The organism is Lacrimispora brassicae (assembly GCF_054772055.1).
Window position 1 is genome coordinate 368,342 of sequence record NZ_BRYH01000009.1, and the last position, 17,555, is coordinate 385,896.

Annotated in this window: 19 protein-coding genes; 18 read left to right on the top strand and 1 reads right to left on the bottom strand. The window is 47.7% G+C overall.

What is annotated here, in order from left to right; all coding sequences use genetic code 11:
- Nucleotides 1-187: 187 nt before the first annotated feature.
- From ACYVD3_RS07540 to ACYVD3_RS07615, 16 genes are all read left to right on the top strand, one after another.
- Nucleotides 188-1,378, top strand: coding sequence for a DNA cytosine methyltransferase (locus ACYVD3_RS07540; RefSeq protein ID WP_460641960.1), 1,191 nt, complete (start codon nucleotides 188-190; stop codon nucleotides 1,376-1,378).
- On the top strand, nucleotides 1,368-1,955 hold the full coding sequence (locus tag ACYVD3_RS07545) for an MT-A70 family methyltransferase (RefSeq protein WP_460641892.1): 588 nt from the start codon (nucleotides 1,368-1,370) through the stop codon (nucleotides 1,953-1,955). The genes ACYVD3_RS07540 and ACYVD3_RS07545 overlap by 11 nt, the downstream gene beginning before the upstream one ends.
- A complete protein-coding gene (locus tag ACYVD3_RS07550) occupies nucleotides 1,952-2,524 on the top strand; it encodes a prepilin peptidase (RefSeq protein ID WP_460641893.1) in 573 nt (190 codons plus the stop codon). Before ACYVD3_RS07545 ends, ACYVD3_RS07550 begins: the two co-directional genes overlap by 4 nt.
- A 21-nt stretch (nucleotides 2,525-2,545) precedes the next feature.
- Nucleotides 2,546-3,394, top strand: a complete 849-nt coding sequence (gene cpaB / locus ACYVD3_RS07555) for a Flp pilus assembly protein CpaB (protein ID WP_460641894.1) — start codon at nucleotides 2,546-2,548, stop codon at nucleotides 3,392-3,394.
- Between the two features lie 18 nt (nucleotides 3,395-3,412).
- Nucleotides 3,413-4,258 (top strand): zeta toxin family protein, encoded by an 846-nt coding sequence (locus ACYVD3_RS07560; RefSeq protein ID WP_460641895.1) that lies wholly within the window; start codon nucleotides 3,413-3,415, stop codon nucleotides 4,256-4,258.
- Nucleotides 4,259-4,413: 155 nt separating this feature from the next.
- Nucleotides 4,414-5,787 (top strand): ATPase, T2SS/T4P/T4SS family, encoded by a 1,374-nt coding sequence (locus ACYVD3_RS07565; protein ID WP_460641896.1) that lies wholly within the window; start codon nucleotides 4,414-4,416, stop codon nucleotides 5,785-5,787.
- A gap of 14 nt (nucleotides 5,788-5,801) precedes the next feature.
- A complete protein-coding gene (locus tag ACYVD3_RS07570) occupies nucleotides 5,802-6,671 on the top strand; it encodes a hypothetical protein (RefSeq protein ID WP_460641897.1) in 870 nt (289 codons plus the stop codon).
- A gap of 6 nt (nucleotides 6,672-6,677) precedes the next feature.
- Nucleotides 6,678-7,610 (top strand): type II secretion system F family protein, encoded by a 933-nt coding sequence (locus ACYVD3_RS07575; protein ID WP_460641898.1) that lies wholly within the window; start codon nucleotides 6,678-6,680, stop codon nucleotides 7,608-7,610.
- Between the two features lie 15 nt (nucleotides 7,611-7,625).
- Nucleotides 7,626-8,501 carry a secretion protein F gene (locus ACYVD3_RS07580; RefSeq protein ID WP_460641899.1) on the top strand — a complete coding sequence of 292 codons (876 nt, stop codon included), beginning with the start codon at nucleotides 7,626-7,628 and terminating at the stop codon, nucleotides 8,499-8,501.
- A gap of 11 nt (nucleotides 8,502-8,512) precedes the next feature.
- On the top strand, nucleotides 8,513-8,914 hold the full coding sequence (locus ACYVD3_RS07585; RefSeq protein ID WP_460641900.1) for a DUF4320 family protein: 402 nt from the start codon (nucleotides 8,513-8,515) through the stop codon (nucleotides 8,912-8,914).
- 14 nt (nucleotides 8,915-8,928) lie between these two features.
- Nucleotides 8,929-9,465: a hypothetical protein gene (locus ACYVD3_RS07590; protein ID WP_460641901.1), complete on the top strand. Its 537-nt coding sequence runs from the start codon at nucleotides 8,929-8,931 to the stop codon at nucleotides 9,463-9,465.
- Between the two features lie 110 nt (nucleotides 9,466-9,575).
- Complete coding sequence (locus ACYVD3_RS07595; protein WP_460641902.1) at nucleotides 9,576-10,130, top strand: DUF6550 family protein; 555 nt, start codon at nucleotides 9,576-9,578, stop codon at nucleotides 10,128-10,130.
- A gap of 67 nt (nucleotides 10,131-10,197) precedes the next feature.
- Nucleotides 10,198-11,877 carry a hypothetical protein gene (locus tag ACYVD3_RS07600; RefSeq protein WP_460641903.1) on the top strand — a complete coding sequence of 560 codons (1,680 nt, stop codon included), beginning with the start codon at nucleotides 10,198-10,200 and terminating at the stop codon, nucleotides 11,875-11,877.
- Nucleotides 11,878-11,988: 111 nt separating this feature from the next.
- Nucleotides 11,989-12,552 carry a hypothetical protein gene (locus ACYVD3_RS07605; protein ID WP_460641904.1) on the top strand — a complete coding sequence of 188 codons (564 nt, stop codon included), beginning with the start codon at nucleotides 11,989-11,991 and terminating at the stop codon, nucleotides 12,550-12,552.
- A 47-nt stretch (nucleotides 12,553-12,599) separates the two neighbouring features.
- Nucleotides 12,600-13,295: a hypothetical protein gene (locus ACYVD3_RS07610; protein WP_460641905.1), complete on the top strand. Its 696-nt coding sequence runs from the start codon at nucleotides 12,600-12,602 to the stop codon at nucleotides 13,293-13,295.
- A complete protein-coding gene (locus ACYVD3_RS07615) occupies nucleotides 13,288-15,138 on the top strand; it encodes a VirB4 family type IV secretion system protein (protein WP_460641906.1) in 1,851 nt (616 codons plus the stop codon). Before ACYVD3_RS07610 ends, ACYVD3_RS07615 begins: the two co-directional genes overlap by 8 nt.
- 37 nt (nucleotides 15,139-15,175) lie before the next feature.
- On the opposite strand, the gene ACYVD3_RS07620 is transcribed toward ACYVD3_RS07615, so the two are convergent.
- Nucleotides 15,176-15,601 (bottom strand): hypothetical protein, encoded by a 426-nt coding sequence (locus ACYVD3_RS07620; protein ID WP_460641907.1) that lies wholly within the window; start codon nucleotides 15,599-15,601, stop codon nucleotides 15,176-15,178.
- 83 nt (nucleotides 15,602-15,684) lie between these two features.
- Here ACYVD3_RS07620 and ACYVD3_RS07625 point away from each other — a divergent pair, with 83 nt between their 5' ends.
- Entirely contained in the window at nucleotides 15,685-16,512 is an 828-nt protein-coding gene (locus ACYVD3_RS07625; RefSeq protein ID WP_460641908.1) for a C39 family peptidase, read from the top strand.
- Nucleotides 16,513-16,529: 17 nt separating this feature from the next.
- Nucleotides 16,530-17,531, top strand: a complete 1,002-nt coding sequence (locus ACYVD3_RS07630) for a hypothetical protein (protein ID WP_460641909.1) — start codon at nucleotides 16,530-16,532, stop codon at nucleotides 17,529-17,531.
- The last annotated feature ends 24 nt before the right edge of the window (nucleotides 17,532-17,555 follow it).

A 17,555-nucleotide genomic window follows, 5' to 3' on the forward strand; every position in this document is an offset into this window, starting at 1 on the left:
CATTTTCAGATAGTCAGATGAAACCTGCCTTTTCTATTATGCAATTAAACAATGGACACAATTCTATTATCCCGAAGTTTTTGACCACAACCCCTTTATTTACAAGGGCAACGGCTTAAACTTCGGGATAACTATTTTCTCGGCATAATCCTGATTATCCCGAATTCGGAATAATCAGGACGTTAGTATCTCAGGCCGAATGGCAGGAATTCATGGAGAGCGAAGTGGACTCTTTTTTACGGTTGCTGGTCTGCTCAAAAGCACGCCTGCCGAAGATAAGCCCCGATACCTTATCGTTGAGAATGTTAAACATCTTGTGTCAAGCGAAAGAGGCACAGCTTTTACCACCGTTCTATTTGAACTATGGGAAGCTGGGTACGACTGTCAATGGGAGATTGTCAATTCCAAGGAGCACGGCGTTCCCCAGCACAGGGAGCGTGTGTACCTTGTTGGACATCTTAGAGGAGAACGTGGACGAGAAATATTTCCTCTCGGCCGAACAAACGCTGCGCCTGTTAAGCAACTCGTAGACGGCTCACAGGGCAACCGCATTTATGACCCCAGCGGTGCTTCGGTCACGCTGGTTTCACAGGCAGGTGGGTTTGGCGGAAAAACCGGGTTGTATGCCGTATCAGTAAACCGTATAGAAGGCATTACCGCAGAACTTCAGCAGGCGCGCACCCTGACCGCCAGTGACGCAAGAGGATTAAACCGCAATCAGGATCAGAATGCAGTGCTGGCACAAATCCCACCCTGTGCCGCTTTTATTGATATGAATGCGGATGGGCAGCTTACCGAAGAGTCCCGTTGCCTGAAGGCACGGTATTATTCTGGTATCAGTAACCACAAGGGAGAAACCTCTGGTATTTTTATCTGTCAGGGGCATCCCGATTGTGTTAGAGCCGTCATTACTCCCGACCGCCTGAAAAAGCGGCAGAACGGCAGACGATTTAAGGAGCCTGGAGAACCCAGCTTCACGCTGACAACCCAGGATCAGCACGGCATTCTGATCTGCTGCTATGACCATGGGCTGCCCATTCGAGAGGCAAAAAAGGACGGGTATACCGTGGCACACCATGGGGACGGCATCAATCTGTCCTATCCAAACAGCACGGTCAGCCGCGGGCGTGTGGGAAAGCAATGTGCGCAGACCTTACTTACCGGCGGTACCATGGGGGTACTCCTGTGCTGCCGTATCCGCAGATTGACACCGAGGGAAACGTGGCGGCTCCAAGCCTTTGAGGATTTCCTGTTTGACCGTGCGAGGGCGGCGGGGATTAGTGACGCCCAGCTCTATAAGCAGGCCGGCAATGCCGTGACCGTCAATATTCCTTACAAAATCGGGCTGCGGCTTGCTGGAGGTGGGCATGAAATTTGAGGTAATCTATGCCGACCCTCCGTGGGCATATCAGGTCTACTCTAAGAAAGGGCAAGGTAGGAGCGCAGAGAACCATTACCACACCATGAGCAAGGAGGACATTTTTAACCTTGATGTGGAGGGAATCGCCGCCGATGACTGTGTACTGTTTTTATGGGTCACTTTTCCCTGTCTTTTGGAAGGGTTAGAAACCATCAAGCGCTGGGGGTTCCAATATAAAACCCTTGGCTTTTGCTGGGTAAAGCGAAACAAAAAGCAGACGGATAAATGGTTTTGGGGCTTGGGCTTCTGGACAAGAGCCAACCCGGAGCTATGTATCCTTGCCACCAAGGGTAAGCCAAAGCGAGTATCAAAGGCAGTGCATTGTATTGTGGACACTCCAATTGAGCAGCACAGCAAAAAGCCAGAGGAGGTGCGCCGCCGAATTGAGCAGCTTTTGGGAGATGAGGTATCTCGTGTGGAGCTGTTTGCACGGCAGAAATATCACGGCTGGGTGTGTCTTGGAGATGAAATTGATGGGTTGGATATTCGGGACGCAATTCAAATGGTCAAAGAAATGGAGGAATCACAGGAATGATTTGGAACGCTGATGGAATCAGCAGCTTTTTAACTGGTGTCTTTCTGGCACTTTTCATCGGCTGCCTTTGTGACATGGCGTTACCGTGGTGCATCAAGGTGGAAAAGATACCGAAAACCGCTCATATCAGTATGGTGGTCACAGCAGTGTTTCTAGCACTGTACGGTTTTAGTCCGCAGGCACTGCGCTGTATCTTGCTGTGTCAGGTTCTCATTTTGGCAGGTGCGTATGATGCAGTGACCCGTGAGATACCCGACTGTCTGCATCTGTTTCTTGCCATGGCGGGACTGATTTGCTTTCAGCCTCTACCGGCATTGCTTGGCTTTCTGCTGGTACCACTGCCTTTCCTTATTACCGCCCTGAAAACGGACAAAATCGGTGGCGGTGATGTGAAGCTGATGGCAGCCAGCGGCTTTGCCCTTGGCGTGACGGGCGGCATCTGGATGATGATTTTTGGGCTTGCAATGGCTTTGCTGTGGAACGCTACATTTGGCAAGGGGCAAAAGAGCCTGCCCCTTGCTCCTTTTTTAGCCTTTGGTGGCTTTATGGCTCTATTGCCAATCTCATAAAAATGGAGGAACGAACTGAATATGAAAAATCTTTTGAAAAACCGAATTGTTGTAGGGCTGATCTGTATTATTACAGCCCTCATTATCTGCTTTGGGCTGACGCCCATGTTTAACGACGCACTAAAATCCAAGGTGGAGATTGTGCGTGTCAGCACTGAAATCAAAAAGGGCGATGAAATCACACCCAAAATGGTCACAACTGTGGAGGTGGGCGGCTACAATCTGCCCTCCAATGTGGTCTATAAGGCTGAGGATGTCATCGGTAAGTATGCCAACACCGACCTTTACAAAGGCGATTATGTGCTGGAAAGCAAGCTCTCGGATACTCCTATGCTGAAAAATGAGTATTTGACCAAGCTGGACGGCACGAACCGCGCCATTTCTGTCACCATTAAATCCTTTGCGGCAGGGCTATCCGGAAAGCTGGAAAAGGGTGATATTGTTTCCTTGATTGCCAGTGATGTGGGAGAGCAGCGAAAAACATTGATTCCTACAGAGCTACAGTATATGGAGATTATTGCAACCACCGCCAGCACCGGCACTGATAACAATGTGCAGGAAGAACCGGAAAACGGAGAAGATGCGGAGCTGGCTTCTACCATTACTGTGCTTGCTACGCCTGAACAGGCAAGGCTGCTTGCGGAGTTGGAACAGACCGGTAAGCTCCACGCCGCCCTTGTTTATCGTGGCGGCAGTGAGAATGCGCAGAAATTCCTTGATGAACAGGCAAAGGTGTTGACAGAACTGTATCCTGCCGAAACTGCGGAAAGTGAGGTTCCTGCCGATAAAAGCGAAAATACGGATCACCCACAGGCATCGGCTTCCGATGAAGCAGCCGACGCCACTTCGGGCAGTGCAGCACAGGAATAAGCAAAGGAGGAAATCACCATGGAACAAGACAATGTATTGGCGGTGATGGGAAGCCCCGGCAGTGGAAAAACCACCACGGCTGTAAAATTAGCGCTTTCCCTGGCCGCACAGAAAAAGAACGTGATTTTAGTGTTCTGCGATCCGTTCACACCGGTCATTCCGGCAATCCTACCGGCTGATACGGTGCATGATACCTCCATCGGCAGCCTGCTCACAGCACCGGGGCTGACACAGACACAAATCCTAAATGCCTGCGTACCCATCAAAGAAAGTGAGTATATCAGCCTTTTGGGTTATTGCGGCGGAGAAAGTCTGACTCACTATCCCAAAATCACGAGGGATAAGGTCGTGGAATTTTTTGTGATGCTTCGACATTTGGCAGATTACATCATTATTGACTGCGCCAGCGTGTTTGAAGCCGACCCTACCTCTATTATAGCGATTGAAATGTCAGATGCGGTTCTGAAAATGGGAACAGCCAATCTCAAGGGGATTTCCTACTTCCAGACGCACAGCCCTATGCTGGCAGACAGCCGTTTTCGCAAGGAAACCCATAAAACAGCTATCGGAAACCTAAAGGTAGGACAGGATTGGGAGGCGGTATCTGGACAGTACGGCGGTGTGGAATACATCCTCCCCTATGTGGCGGAGCTGGAACAGCAGGACAATGAATTGAGTCTGTTTTGTTCTTTGATTCAGCCGGAAAGCGATGCCTACCGTAAGGCAATCAGTAGCATTTTGCAGGAGATTTTCGGTGTACAGGCTACTTCTGTGCCAGTTGTGCCCACAATTCAGACCGAAAGAAAAGCAAAGACAAAATCTGGCTTCAAGCTGCCCTTTGCCAAAAGTAAGGGTGAGTTTTGATGCTGACCATTCGCCACGCAGAATGAAAGGAAGCCAATACTTATGTTGTTGCCCACCATTGCCATCAAAAGGCGGTGTGTGGGCATTGGTTTTCTTTAGGCTTCTACGAGAATGGTTTATAGGAAATTATCAGGAACCGAAGGGAGGAACTTAAGTTGCAACAGGTAATCAATATTCATAACAACATGGGGCTGATGGGCGGCGAGGTTCGCCTAAAGCCCTTTCCCGAAGTATTAAAAGAGGTGCAGGAGCATATCACCAAACACTATGCTTCCACCTTAAAGGATGACCCGGAGGAAAGCCGGGAGCTAGTGAAATCTTACATTCAGAAATATCTTGAAAGCCGTCAGATTGGTGTAGCCGATACCGAGCAGGAGGAGCTCTGCGATTTGATCTACGGCGAAATGACAGGTTTTTCTTTCCTGTCCAAGTACCTCTACCGTACAGACGTAGAGGAGATCAACATCAACCAGTGGCGGGATGTGAAAATCACCTATGCAAACGGCGATATTCTGCCCAGCCGTGAGCATTTCAACTCACCCCAGCACGCCATTGATGTGATTCGCCGTATGCTGCACAAGTCTGGCATGATTTTTGACTCAGCGCAGACCATTGTAGTGGGACACCTCTCCAATAAAATCCGTATTACGGTCATGGGCGATGGGGTTATCGACAAGGATAAGGGGCTTTCCGCTTCCATCCGTATTGTCAATCCCCGTAAGCTCACCAAGGAACAGTTTGTAGGATACGGCACGGCCACGGCTGAAATGCTGGAGCTGCTTTCTGCCTGCTATTGCCACGGCGTTTCCATGTGCATTACAGGCGCTACATCCTCCGGTAAGACCACACTGATGAGCTGGATTTTAAGCCAGGTCCCTTATGCTAAGCGTATTGTTACCTTGGAGCAGGGCTGCCGTGAGTTTGATTTGACCGTAACGGACGAAAACGGCAATGTCCTCAATAACGTGGTGCATCTGGTCACCCGTTTTTCCGATGATCCCAAGCAGAATATCACACTGGTAAAGTTATTAGAAACCACGCTGACCATCAACCCGGACTGTGTGGCGGTGGCGGAAATGAAGGGGGCGGAGAGTATGCAAGCCATCAACGCTGCCAATACCGGCCACTCGGTCATTACCACCATTCATGCCAACTCCTGCGCCGATACCTATTACCGTATGGTGACCCTGTGCAAGCAGAGCTATGACATGGACGATTCTACTTTGATGGGGCTTGCGACCAAAGCCTTTCCTATTGTTGCTTTTGCAAAAAAGTTAGAGGATAACAGCCGCCGTATCATGGAGATTTCCGAATGTGAGTATCTGTCGGATGCTGGGAACTCCGGTGGCAGCAACCGTAAAATGCGTACCCTGTACCGCTTTAACATTACGGATAATCGCATTGTGGACGGTAAGGCAAAGATCATCGGTCACTATGAAAAGGTGGATACCCCATCAGAAAGCCTGCTGAAACGGCTCCGTGAAAACGGCATGTCCTTTAAGACCCAGCAACAGCTTTTTTGTGTGTAAAGGAGGTTCGTATTATGAGCATGGTCGCTTATCAAGCACCGTACCTGTTACAGGTCATGTGTGATGATGATCCACTGAATCCACGTGAGGACTATGATAATTTCGGTCACATGGTATGTTGGCACAGCCGCTATAATTTGGGCGATTCCCACGATTATGAGGATACCAACGCATTGTTTCAGCATTTGGTTCGGGAGAGCGTTCCTGTGGATACATTGTTGGAATACATGAAGTCCGGCAAGGCAGAGAGTGTAATGTTGGAATATGACCGTTCACAGGGCGGCTGGGAAATCAAAAGCTATGACTCCTATTTTAAGAAATGGTACAGCGAGGCCTTTTTTGAGGGCAGCGTGGAAAACAACAAGCAAGAGATTTTTGAGAGCCTTGTAGAGACACTGTTGAATAAAGACCTTTATGCACTGGCTGCGGAGAAAAATCTCATTCTTCCACTGAACCTTTACGACCACGGAGGTATTACCATGTCGGTCAGCTCCTTCCTTGGGCGTGCCCAGCACGCAGAATGGGATTCCGGGCAGGTGGGCTGGATATTTGCCACACCCCAGGACATTCAAAAGGAGTATGGCGATCTGTCCAAAGAAAGCTATGAAAAGGCGGAAAATCTACTTAAAAGTGAAGTAGAAACCTACGATTACTACCTGACCGGTCAGTGCTATGGGTTTCGCTTGTACGAAAATGGAGAGGAAACCGATAGTTGCTGGGGCTTTTTAGGGAGCTTTTCTGATGTGGCAAAAGCGATTGCCGGGGAAGCACTGCCGGAAAGCCACAGGAATATGATTAATGAATTTCACGAGGTGTCGGATACGGTCACACGATATAAGGAGTATGACGATCTGATGGAAGATTTAGAAGAAATGGAGGCGTAAATAACATTGACATTACTTGTAACGATTGCATTTTTACTGGCGGTGACAGGCAGTTTTATACTGCTTTCGCTATCGCCCTTTGCTTTTTTAGAGGGTCTTGCGGCATATGTGAAGCCGAAGAATACCTCGCTTAAAAGCAGGATTGAGAAAAGCCGCAAAAACAAACAGCCAAAGGGCTTAAAGCTTCTATTTATCGAAACCAAGGAGGTTTTGTGTGTCACGGGCAAAAGTGGTATGTTTACCGTGCTGTGTATCCTTTCCATGATCTTGTTTGTGGTGGGGGCGCTGATTGCCTTGACCATGAAAAATACCTATCTTGTGCCGGTACTGGCGGTGGGGCTTGCATTGCTGCCGTTTTACTATGTGAAGTTTACCGCAGGACGGCATAAAAAGCAGATCAGCACAGAGCTGGAAACAGCGCTTTCTATCGTTACCACCAGCTATCTGCGAGGAAAAAACACCATTATCCGCGCCATTGAGGAGAACCAGCCCTATCTAAACCAGCCTGTTGCAGAGGTGTTCCGAAGCTTTCTCCTACAGGTAAAGCTCATCAACTCCAACACCAAGGAAGCGCTGGAGGGACTCAAAGCCGGTGTGGATAATGCCGTGTTCCATGAGTGGGTGGACGCTGTAATTGCGTGTCAGGATGACTATAACTTAAAATCCACGCTGCCGCCTATTGTTTCCAAGCTGTCGGATATGAGGGTGGTGTCGGCTGAATTGGATCTTCTGCTGTTTGAGCCGGTAAAGGAATACATCACCATGATTTTGCTGGTGCTTGGCAGTGTCCCACTCATGTATTTTCTGAACAAGGCATGGTATCAGACGCTAATGTACACCGAGTTTGGGAAAGTGCTGCTTGCCATCTGCGGAGCGGTGATTTTTGTTTCTATCGCCGCTGTAGCCAAGCACACTAGGCCCATTGAATATAAGAGATAAGGAGGTAGCCAAAATTTGCAAAACTTAATTTTAATTCTATTTGCCCTGTTTCTAACAGCAGGGCTTTATCTGATTCTGGCAGAGCTTTTTAAGGTTCCGACCTATAAAGCAACCAAAGCGATTTTAGGTACGGTCAAGAAGAATAAGAAAAAGGCACGAAATTCAGATGCCGTTCTTATGGAGCTGGCGGCGAAGCTCTCCAAGGTTTTACCCATGGACGAGTATAAAAAGCGTAAGCTGGATGCCACCTTAAAATCAGCAGAAATCCCCATGACCGCAGAGCTTTATATATCACAGGCGATTGTTAAGGCGGCACTGGTACTGGCTTGTGCCATTCCTTGCCTGCTGGTGGTGCCCATCTTGTCACCGGCATTTATAATCATCGGGGTGGCAATATATTTTAGCAAAAGCACCAAGGCAGACAAGTTGATTACCGCAAGACGACAGGAAATTGAATACGAACTGCCCCGTTTCGTTGCTACGCTGACGCAGGAGCTTCAGGCCAGCCGGGATGTGCTTTCCATGCTGGAAACCTATCAGAAAAATGCAGGGGTAGCCCTGAAAAATGAGCTTGCCATTACTACCTCGGATATGCGTACCGGCAACTTTGAAGGTGCTTTGACCCGTTTTGAAGCCAGAGTATCCAGTGCCATGCTTTCTGATGTGGTGCGTGGTCTGGTTGGTGTGCTTCGAGGGGATGACGGTGTGACCTTTTTCCGTATGCTTAGTCACGATATGAAGCAGCTTGAAATCCAGCGGCTGAAAAAGTTAGCACTGGAACGACCACCCAAAATCCGCAAATACTCCTTCATGCTCCTTGCCTGTATGCTACTTCTCTATATGGGTGTGATGGGCTATCAAATCCTCGGCACGATGTCGGGGATATTTTAGGGGGTGCTGATGTGACTAAAAGAATTCTCAAATCCAAGCGCGGAGAGGGATATATAGATGTTGCAATTGGTATTCTTTGTTTGATGCTGGTGGTTGCCTTTGCTGTCAGCTTTCTGCCGGTGTTTACCGCAAAGCAGCAGCTTGACATTTTCGCCACCGAGATTGTGCGGGAAGCTGAAATCAGGGGAAGTACCAGTGTGAGCAGCCGCATCAGCGACTTAAAAGAGCAGACTGGACGAAACCCCTCGATCCACTGGGACTGTGATTATTACACCGGAACCAAGGTACAGATGAACGAGGATATTGAATTGACGCTGACCGATACCGTAGACATTGGATTTTTCATCTTTGGCTCCTGGCCTATTGAGATACAGGCCAAGGCAACGGGAAAATCCGAAGTCTACTACAAATGATGGAGGTGGAGTCGATGAAAATGAAAAAACTCCTGCGAAATCAGGCAGGAAACTCCACCCCCATGACCATTGCACTGATTTTGAGTCTGCTTCTTCTCATCTGCGCTATGGCTGAATTTTTTCGTTTGGGGCTAATCGTACAGGGTGTGCGTGACGGACTCCAGCAGTCCATTATTACAGTCGCAACCACCAATTATGATGAAACCTACAATGGTCTGAGAGAGGGGTATTCCGGTGGGTTTGTTTTATCTGGCGATCTCTGGCAGGAAAATCTGGATTATGATGATGTGTATTATCGTCTGGACAATCTGCTGGGAACCACCTCGCAGGGCGGCTACCATGTAAAGGCATTGGAAAATGGCTTTGAATACCGCTTATCAGACCTTCGTGTCAGTATCCTTAATACCCCTTTGACGCCGGGAAACGCCAATCAAAACTTTGAAGCGGACGTAAGGGTTACTATTGAAATTCCTTTGTCCTTTGGCTGGGATGCCGTGCCGCCGCTTACCATGGAAATCCGTACACGAGCCGCCTATATGCCTAAGTTCTAAATTTGTCTGGACGCGCAGACAGATTCCCATTATAATGAAATTGGGTAAAATAGCACTTAGGGTAAATAGGGCTTAACAATCATACACTTAATGAAAGTGAGGTCCACACTATGAATAAGGAATATAACGAAAAGAAAAAGATAACGATTATCGCTCTTTCGCTGGCAGCAATCTGCTTTGCGGGAGGTCTGTTCTACTACATGGGGACGCTTGACAATGCTGAACCACCTGTATCGCAGACGGAGAGCCAGCCTGACACAAAGGCTGAGGTTATTGTGCCGGAAATCAAGCCGGAGAGTACAACCTCTGCTAATAGCATAACTGACAGCTCCGATACAACAGAAGCTACCGATGGTACACCCTCTGTAACCGGTGATGTGCAGGAAAAACCGTCCGCAAATAAGCCGAAATCTCCATCTGAGGCCACGCCGCCTACCGAAGCACCTACGGAAACCGACAAGGCTCCCGTGGAAAATCCTGATACCAGTGGTACTTGCCAGCCGGAGCATACGACCCAGTCTGACACCAATCAGCCGCAGAGCGGAGATAAGCAGGATGGGAAAATCTATGTGCCGGGATTTGGCTGGATTGAAGATGAGGGCGGCGGTTCTAATGTACATGAAGCACCTAACGCTGGAACTGGCGAAGCTGTTGGCGATATGTAAAAAAATACTAATATTTTATGGGATGCAGTTTAATGGCTGTATCCCATTTCTATTTTTGGAGGTGCAAATGAAACGACTTATTTCTCTTATATTGGCTGTCGTTTTAACGGTAAGCCTTGCAATTCCTGCATTTGCCGCTGATTCTAATATTGATGGCGGCGGCGGTGGTATGGGGCAAGGAACCAGCCAAAACAAATGGACACCGGGGCGTGATGGTGTAAGAGCGACCATTATTCGTGACAGCGACAACACGCCGGTATCCAACCCTATTGATTTTTCTAACGGAACCAATGGCGATATAACAGTACATTTCGGTAAGGTAAGTAAGTTATCCTATCGTAATGGCAGCGCCTTAACGCCCAATACATCAAAGTATGATTGCTATAAGCCATCTAATGCGATGCCTCGAGTCGTCAGCTCCAGCGGCGGCAATAACATTGCGGCGATCCGTAGCTATTTCTGCCGTGAGGGGACTATCCGCGATATTGCTTCCGCCACTGGATTTAGCTATGATGATTTAATCAGCGGCAACTATAAGATTTTGCTGGAACCCATTGCGTACTTTACCTACGGCGGTGTGGTGTATGCCATGACTGCCACCGAAGCGGCAATGTTCAATCAAAAGGTTAATAATGATTTGCGGCGTAAAATGGTTTCTCTTACCAGTCAGAATCTGCCCCTTGCTATGTTTTTGGAAACTGCTGACTTGGGCTTTCCTGCTTGGGGTGGAAGTACCACCACCAAACAATCCGATCAGGACATTATTTCTTCCCTTGGTGTTGGCATCATCCGCTTTTCCAAGCCAGACCCTGCGCCTGCACCAGAAAGCAATGTAATCTATCGCTGCGATACCGAGGTGATTACCGCTTTTACGCTTTCCACAGGCTCACAGAAAACGCCCGACAATCCTGCCTATGCACGGTTTTCGATTAACGGCAGAACCTACTCCCACACGGATATTTATATCCCCGAAGATAGCAGCCAGCTTGCGTGGGTCAAATGGCGTACTCCAACAGAACCGGGATATGTGACTATTACCATTACCAGCAACTGCACCGTCAGTACCAGCCAAATCGTGGCGCAGATTGTTGACCTTGATAAGAACCCGCCGCCTGATCCGCAGGCCAATGACAGAAACGATGGATACTCCATTCCGGCAGCTCCGAATAATCCCAATACCACGAGCCTTACTTGGGGAGAGTGGGATTGCTGGTGGCATGAGCATTGGGTATGGCACAGTGGTGACGAGGACGAGGATGGTTACTGGTGTGACCATGGGTGGTGGATGTACGCTTGGCTCTCATACTCTGCAAGCCTGACCGCTACCCTGCAAACAAAGCCGGATGAGAAATCGCCTACGGCATCCGGAAAGACCATGAAGAGCGGATATGGACTCAATGCCAATGTGTCGGCACAGGTTCGTTCCTCTGCACCCAGCAGTCATCTCACCGGAGTGCAGAATGTAGTGGCTTATTTCCCTGAATTTAATTACACCACCTATTGGAGGTTGCTAAAACGGCTCAACACCGGCTATTCCAGCACCTTTGAATTCCAGAAAAACAAGTACAGTACCTATGGCAGATCAGTTCATTTTTCTCCTGTGTGGTTCCCGGACGGACGATATACCACCTATACGGAATGTCTGGACGCATGGACTCCGGCCGGGATGCTGCAAATCAACCTAACGGATGATTTGACCATTCGAGAATCGTTGTTTTCAGATTGGCATATTCGCCCCGTTCGATAGAGGTAACATTTGTTGATTTTCACAGTAAAATGAAGAAAAACAGAAATGAAACGGCCTGTCGGTAGTGAAATATAAGCAGGTCTATTTTTTTACGGCTGGAAGTGAACATATATGGGAAACCGTGCAATCTATACTCTTATTGAAAGAGGAGAAAGCAACTATTTCTACTCCCACATGGGTGCAAATGCTCTGTCACCGCTTTTACGGCTGACACAGGCAAAGGAGTTGCAAACAAAGTTATCCGAATCGCACTCCCTTGCCTACATTTTTGAGCATTTGGACTACGATGGCCAATATCAGAATCCACGGCTTATGGATGCTGATATGTTTTGTGAAAGGATTGAACCTATCTCCATTCCCGAATATGAGCAAAGTTATGCGCAGCGTGGAGAACTGGAAATGAAAATCACGATTGACCTCGACGAAAACGATTGTCTGCTGGAATATAACCCTAACTGTCCGTGGTATTGCACCATGGGCAGTTTTTCTATCGACCTTGATGCAGGAGTAGAAAATGTGCGCAGGCTATTAGCTCATGCAGAAGACACTGTATCACTGATTTTGGCAGGCTTCTTACCATCTACCACCGCAGTACAGGGCTTGAAGAAAAGCTGGAGTCAGCCCGTGGCCATATGCGGCTCGAGGAATATCGCCGCCGCTATAGGGAGATCGTAGACCGTCAGGCAGAACCAGACGAAGAAGAAATGGAGGAACAATAAAATATGGAGGGACTTATTTTCCCGATTATTATGCTTGCCGTTACCCTTGTGGGTGGCGGCATTTTGCTTTTGGTCCTGAAGAATACAAAGCCAAAGCACACCGCAAATGAAGAAAGCCTTGCCATGGAAACGGCACAGCAGTTTATCAATGTCAAAGATGTGAGAGATAAATACCTCTATACCAAGGACGGATTGGTACTGACCTTTCTGCGTATACACTCGATTAGTATTGATTTATACAGCAAGGCAGAGAAAAACAGCCTGATTAAGCAGCTCACCGCTGAGCTATCCGATATCCAATATCCCTTTAAGTTTATGGCGGTTTCCCGGCCGGTAGATATTTCACCCCTGATTGTGGATATGCAAAATATGCTGAAAACCGCTGGTGATAAGCGAAAGGAACTGCTCCGACAGGAGATTTTGCAGATGAGCAGCTTTGCCCTCTCCGGTGAGATTGTAGAACGACAATTCTACATTTCCATTTGGGAGAAGAGTGAAGATGGCACAGAAAAGGATTTGCTGAAACGTGCATCCCTGCTTGCTGAGAAATTTACCACCAATGGTGTTGGCTGCGATGTGCTGGGTGAAAAAGAAATCATACGGCTTTTAAACCTCGTCAACAATCCGTCCTACACTCATTTGCAGGACACCGAGTTTGAGGCCACTATTCCCACGCTGAAGGAGGACATCTATGCGTAAAAAATCAGATTATCCGGAACAGAAACTTCCAAATAATGCCTTGCTTAATGTCATCACCCCTGTGGGGCTTGAATTTACCAAGAACAGCCTTTCAGTGGGTGAAAATCTAGGCAAGGTATATGGGTTGATCCGTTATCCCCAAAAGGTGGAGGTGGAGTGGCTTTCCAAGATTACGAACATTCCTGCCACTATTGTATCGATTGGCTTTAAACCAGTGGATAACGCAACCCTCATCAATGCCATTTCCCGAAGTGTGGTACAGCAGCGTGGCATGGCAGAGGGAGCAAAAGATCCGCTATCCCGACAGAGGGCTGAAAAAGCGGCAGAGGATGGTGAGAAAATCATCATGCAGATTGACCGTGAGGGCGAAACGGTGGGATTGATGAGCGTATCCGTCATGCCCATCGCCAAGGACGAAAAAACCTTCAAAAAGGTGTGCCGCCGTGCAGAGAGCATTGTCAGCGTAATGAAATGCAAAATGCGTACCATTCCAAATCTGCAAAAGGAGAGCTTTCAGCACATTTCGCCGTCCTTTCCTACCAACGGCAAGATAGAAAGTATTCTACAAAAAATTGTGCCGCTTTCTACCTTTGTGGGTGGCTTTCCCTTTGCCAGCAGCGGCTTTAATGATGGGGAGGGCTATTATTTTGCACAGGACGCAAGCGGTGGTCTTGTCATAGTAGATGTATGGAAGCGTGGCGGTGACCGCACCAATTCCAACTTTGTTATCATGGGTAATTCCGGTGTTGGCAAGTCCACCGCTATCAAGCATATTTTAATGAGCGAATACATGAAAGGCACAAAAATTATTGTGGCAGATCCCGAATCCGAGTACAAAGACCTCTGTTTTAACCTCGGCGGCGACTGGATTAACGCTGTAGGTGGCTCCACGGGTATGATTAACCCTTTGCAGGTTCGTCCATCCCCTCGTGATGATGAGCAGGAAAAGGACAGTGAGCGACTGTACCGTGACGAGGGCTATGGTATGAATGACCTTGCCCTGCACATGAAAAACCTTGAAATCTTCTTTAATCTCTACATTCCATCTATCACCGATATGCAAAGAGCAGTGTTAAAAAAATGCCTTGTAGAGCTTTATCGTCAGTTTCATATCACATGGGACACTGATGTAAGTAAGCTGACGGCAAAGGATTTCCCCATCTTTTCCGACCTGTACAAATTGGTGGAGGATAGGGCGTCAACCGGTGCGGGAAACCCAAACGAGTTTGGGCAACAGGTCTATGCAGACCTTGCGTTGTTGCTCAATGACCTTGCAAACGGTGCCGATAGCTTTATCTGGAACGGTCACAGCACCATCACCAGCGACAGCCAGTTTATCGTACTGGATACCAATGCCTTGCAGGAAACCAGCGACAGTATCAAGAGAACGCAGTATTTTAATATCCTTACCTATTGCTGGGAACAGATGAGCCGCAACCGTGAGGAACGTGTGCTACTAATCTGTGACGAAGCGTATCTGATGATTGACCAAAAAGTACCCCAGTCCCTTGTTTATTTGCGCAACGTCATGAAAAGAGCTAGAAAGTACGAGGGTGCATTGGGTATCATTTCTCACAGTGTAATTGACTTCCTTTCAGAAAGCATCAAGCAGTATGGGCAGGCACTTCTTGATATTCCGTGCTATAAACTGCTCATGGGAACAGACGGTCCCAACCTAAAGGAAACTGCCAAGCTCTATGATTTGACAGAAGCCGAGCAGGAATTGTTGCTGGCACGAAAGCGTGGACACGCCTTGTTTATGGTAGGAGCAAAGCGATTGCATATTAACTTTGAAATTCCCGATTACAAGATGCTGTATATGGGGAAAGCTGGCGGCAGATAAAAAATAAGGTGGTAGGATTTTTGCGCCTGCCACCTTGTTAAAATAACTCATCATCCGTATCAAATTCGTTGGGGAAAGAGCCATAAGGCTCCATGCCCATTTCCTCCCATGTTGTACCATAAGGTGCACCACCGGGAGTATACCCTACAATAAAGAAAAAATGGTCATCAGAATCAGGGTATCGGTCATTAAATTCCTGTTCTAGTTTCTTTTGCTTTTCAGCCGCCCGTTGCTTTAAACGTAATTCTTCGTTACGCTTTAATGCATCTAAATATTCCTGTGTGAATTCACAGCCTAATAATTGCAGTTCACAAACAGCACAATTGGTATCTACACTGAATTTTTTACGGTAACCTCTAACGATATGCTTTGGACTGCCCGTATAGGTAGTTAGCCATTGTTTTGCTTTTTGTAAACGCTGTTGTCGTTTTTCAGCTTTTGTTTTTTTCTTATTTTTTCCCATTTATCCACCTACTCTATGTTTTTATAATATCATGTCAGCCTAAACATAGAAATTAAAATTTGCAAATTTTGAAAGGAGAGCCTATGGCAATAGACCCAATTACCGCCAAAATATTGGCACATATAGCGGCACAGGCCGCAACCGATGAGCAGGCGCGAAAACGCCTGCTCATTACTATTTTAGCACCTGTTATCACGGTTGTTTTGTTAATTGCCTTTATCCTGTACCTTATCACAAGCCCGCTGTCTCTGTTTGCATCATGGGCATTTGGCAACGAGGAGTTAGCAGCGATTGAGTCCTTTCAAAAGGATTACGGCTATAACCAGAACATCGGCATCTATGAACAGGATTACATAGAAAGCAGCGGACAGAGCTATGAGGGAATCACCTTTACAGATGGCGGCATGGAGGTTACTTATTACAATCAGTTGGACGAGCGATGGGCGAATGTAATGTACGGCACTTCCGGCACTATTGGAGAAGCTGGCTGCGGTCCCACTGCCATGTCTATCGTAATCTCTACACTGACTGGCGAAGCTCATGACCCTGTAGAGCTGTCAAATTGGTCGGTCGCCAATGGATACCGCTGTGAGGGCAACGGTTCTTACCACAGTCTAATACCGGGAGCTGCATCTGCATGGGGCTTATCCTGCGAAGGCAATTTATCAGCACAGGAGGTTGTAGATGCGCTTTCCTCCGGTAAACTGGTCGTGGTAATTATGGGCAAGGGACATTTTACCTCCAGCGGACATTTTATTGTTCTGCGTGGTGTTACAAGCGAGGGTAAAATCCTTGTGGCTGACCCAGCCAGCTATAAGCGGAGCGGACAAGAGTGGGATTTGTCCCTGATTATGGACGAAGCACGGAAGGGCGCTGCCGCAGGAGGCCCTTTTTGGGCGATTGGTAAGTAAGAAATGGAGGTTTCATTATGATTTTATATCTTTCCTCAACCCAGCATACCAACCTTTTGGATTTTACTGGTTGGCATGACTCGGAGAGTGAAACGCCCATCAAGAAGCTGGTGGGCAGTTATATGTTAAAGCAGTTTGTCATTTATGATATGCGTAATTTCAGTCACTTTACCGATGTAGTGCTGGATCGCCTGGCCTTTGGGGATAGTGACAAAGAGTTTGCTCAGGCCATTGAAGAATTTCTGACCATGTATAACGCGCGGGTTACAGTAATTTGTGAGGGACTGTCACAGTCTGATCCTCTGTTTACAGCTCTGCTGGACAGTGGTGTTGGCAATATTGTTTGTGATACGGAAATCAGAGCCATTCAACAGGAGATCACTGAATGTCTGAGCGAACATGGAATGAGCCGTTATAATCCCAAGGAGCGAAAGAAAAAAGCGGAAGGGATTAAGCAATATTGCTTTGACTGTCAGAACGTGCATATCGCTTTTGTCGGTTCTCAGCCGAGAATAGGAACCACCACGGCAGCGATTGGCTTTTGTACATGGTTAAAGAGTGTGGGCGCTACTGTTTGTTATGTGGAAGCCAACACTAGCGGGCACCTTGCCATCCTTGCAAGAAGCTATGAAATGGAGCGGACGCAGTCTGGCTGGCAGTTTGAAGGTGTGCAGTATCGTAGACAGCCCCCGGAGGAAACTGTGAATTTCATTGTTTCTGATATGGGAAGCATGTTGCAGCAAGAGCTTTTGAGTCAAGCGGATCTGCCAGTGCTGGTGTGCGGTACAAAACCTTATGAGCTGGGTGCTACCATCCGTCTGCAAAAAAGGATAGAAGCTACCCATGCCTATTTACTTTGTCCCTTTGTACAGGAGGCCAGCCGTGATGATTTGGCACAGGCGTTGCAAAATGATTACCACAAGGTGCTGTTTCTTGAATATCAGCCGGAGCCGACCAATGGCTCGGTCAATGCAAAACAGTATAAAATTATGATAGCAGACTATATCGCCGGAGCGTAATGCTCCGGTACAAGGAGAATTTAT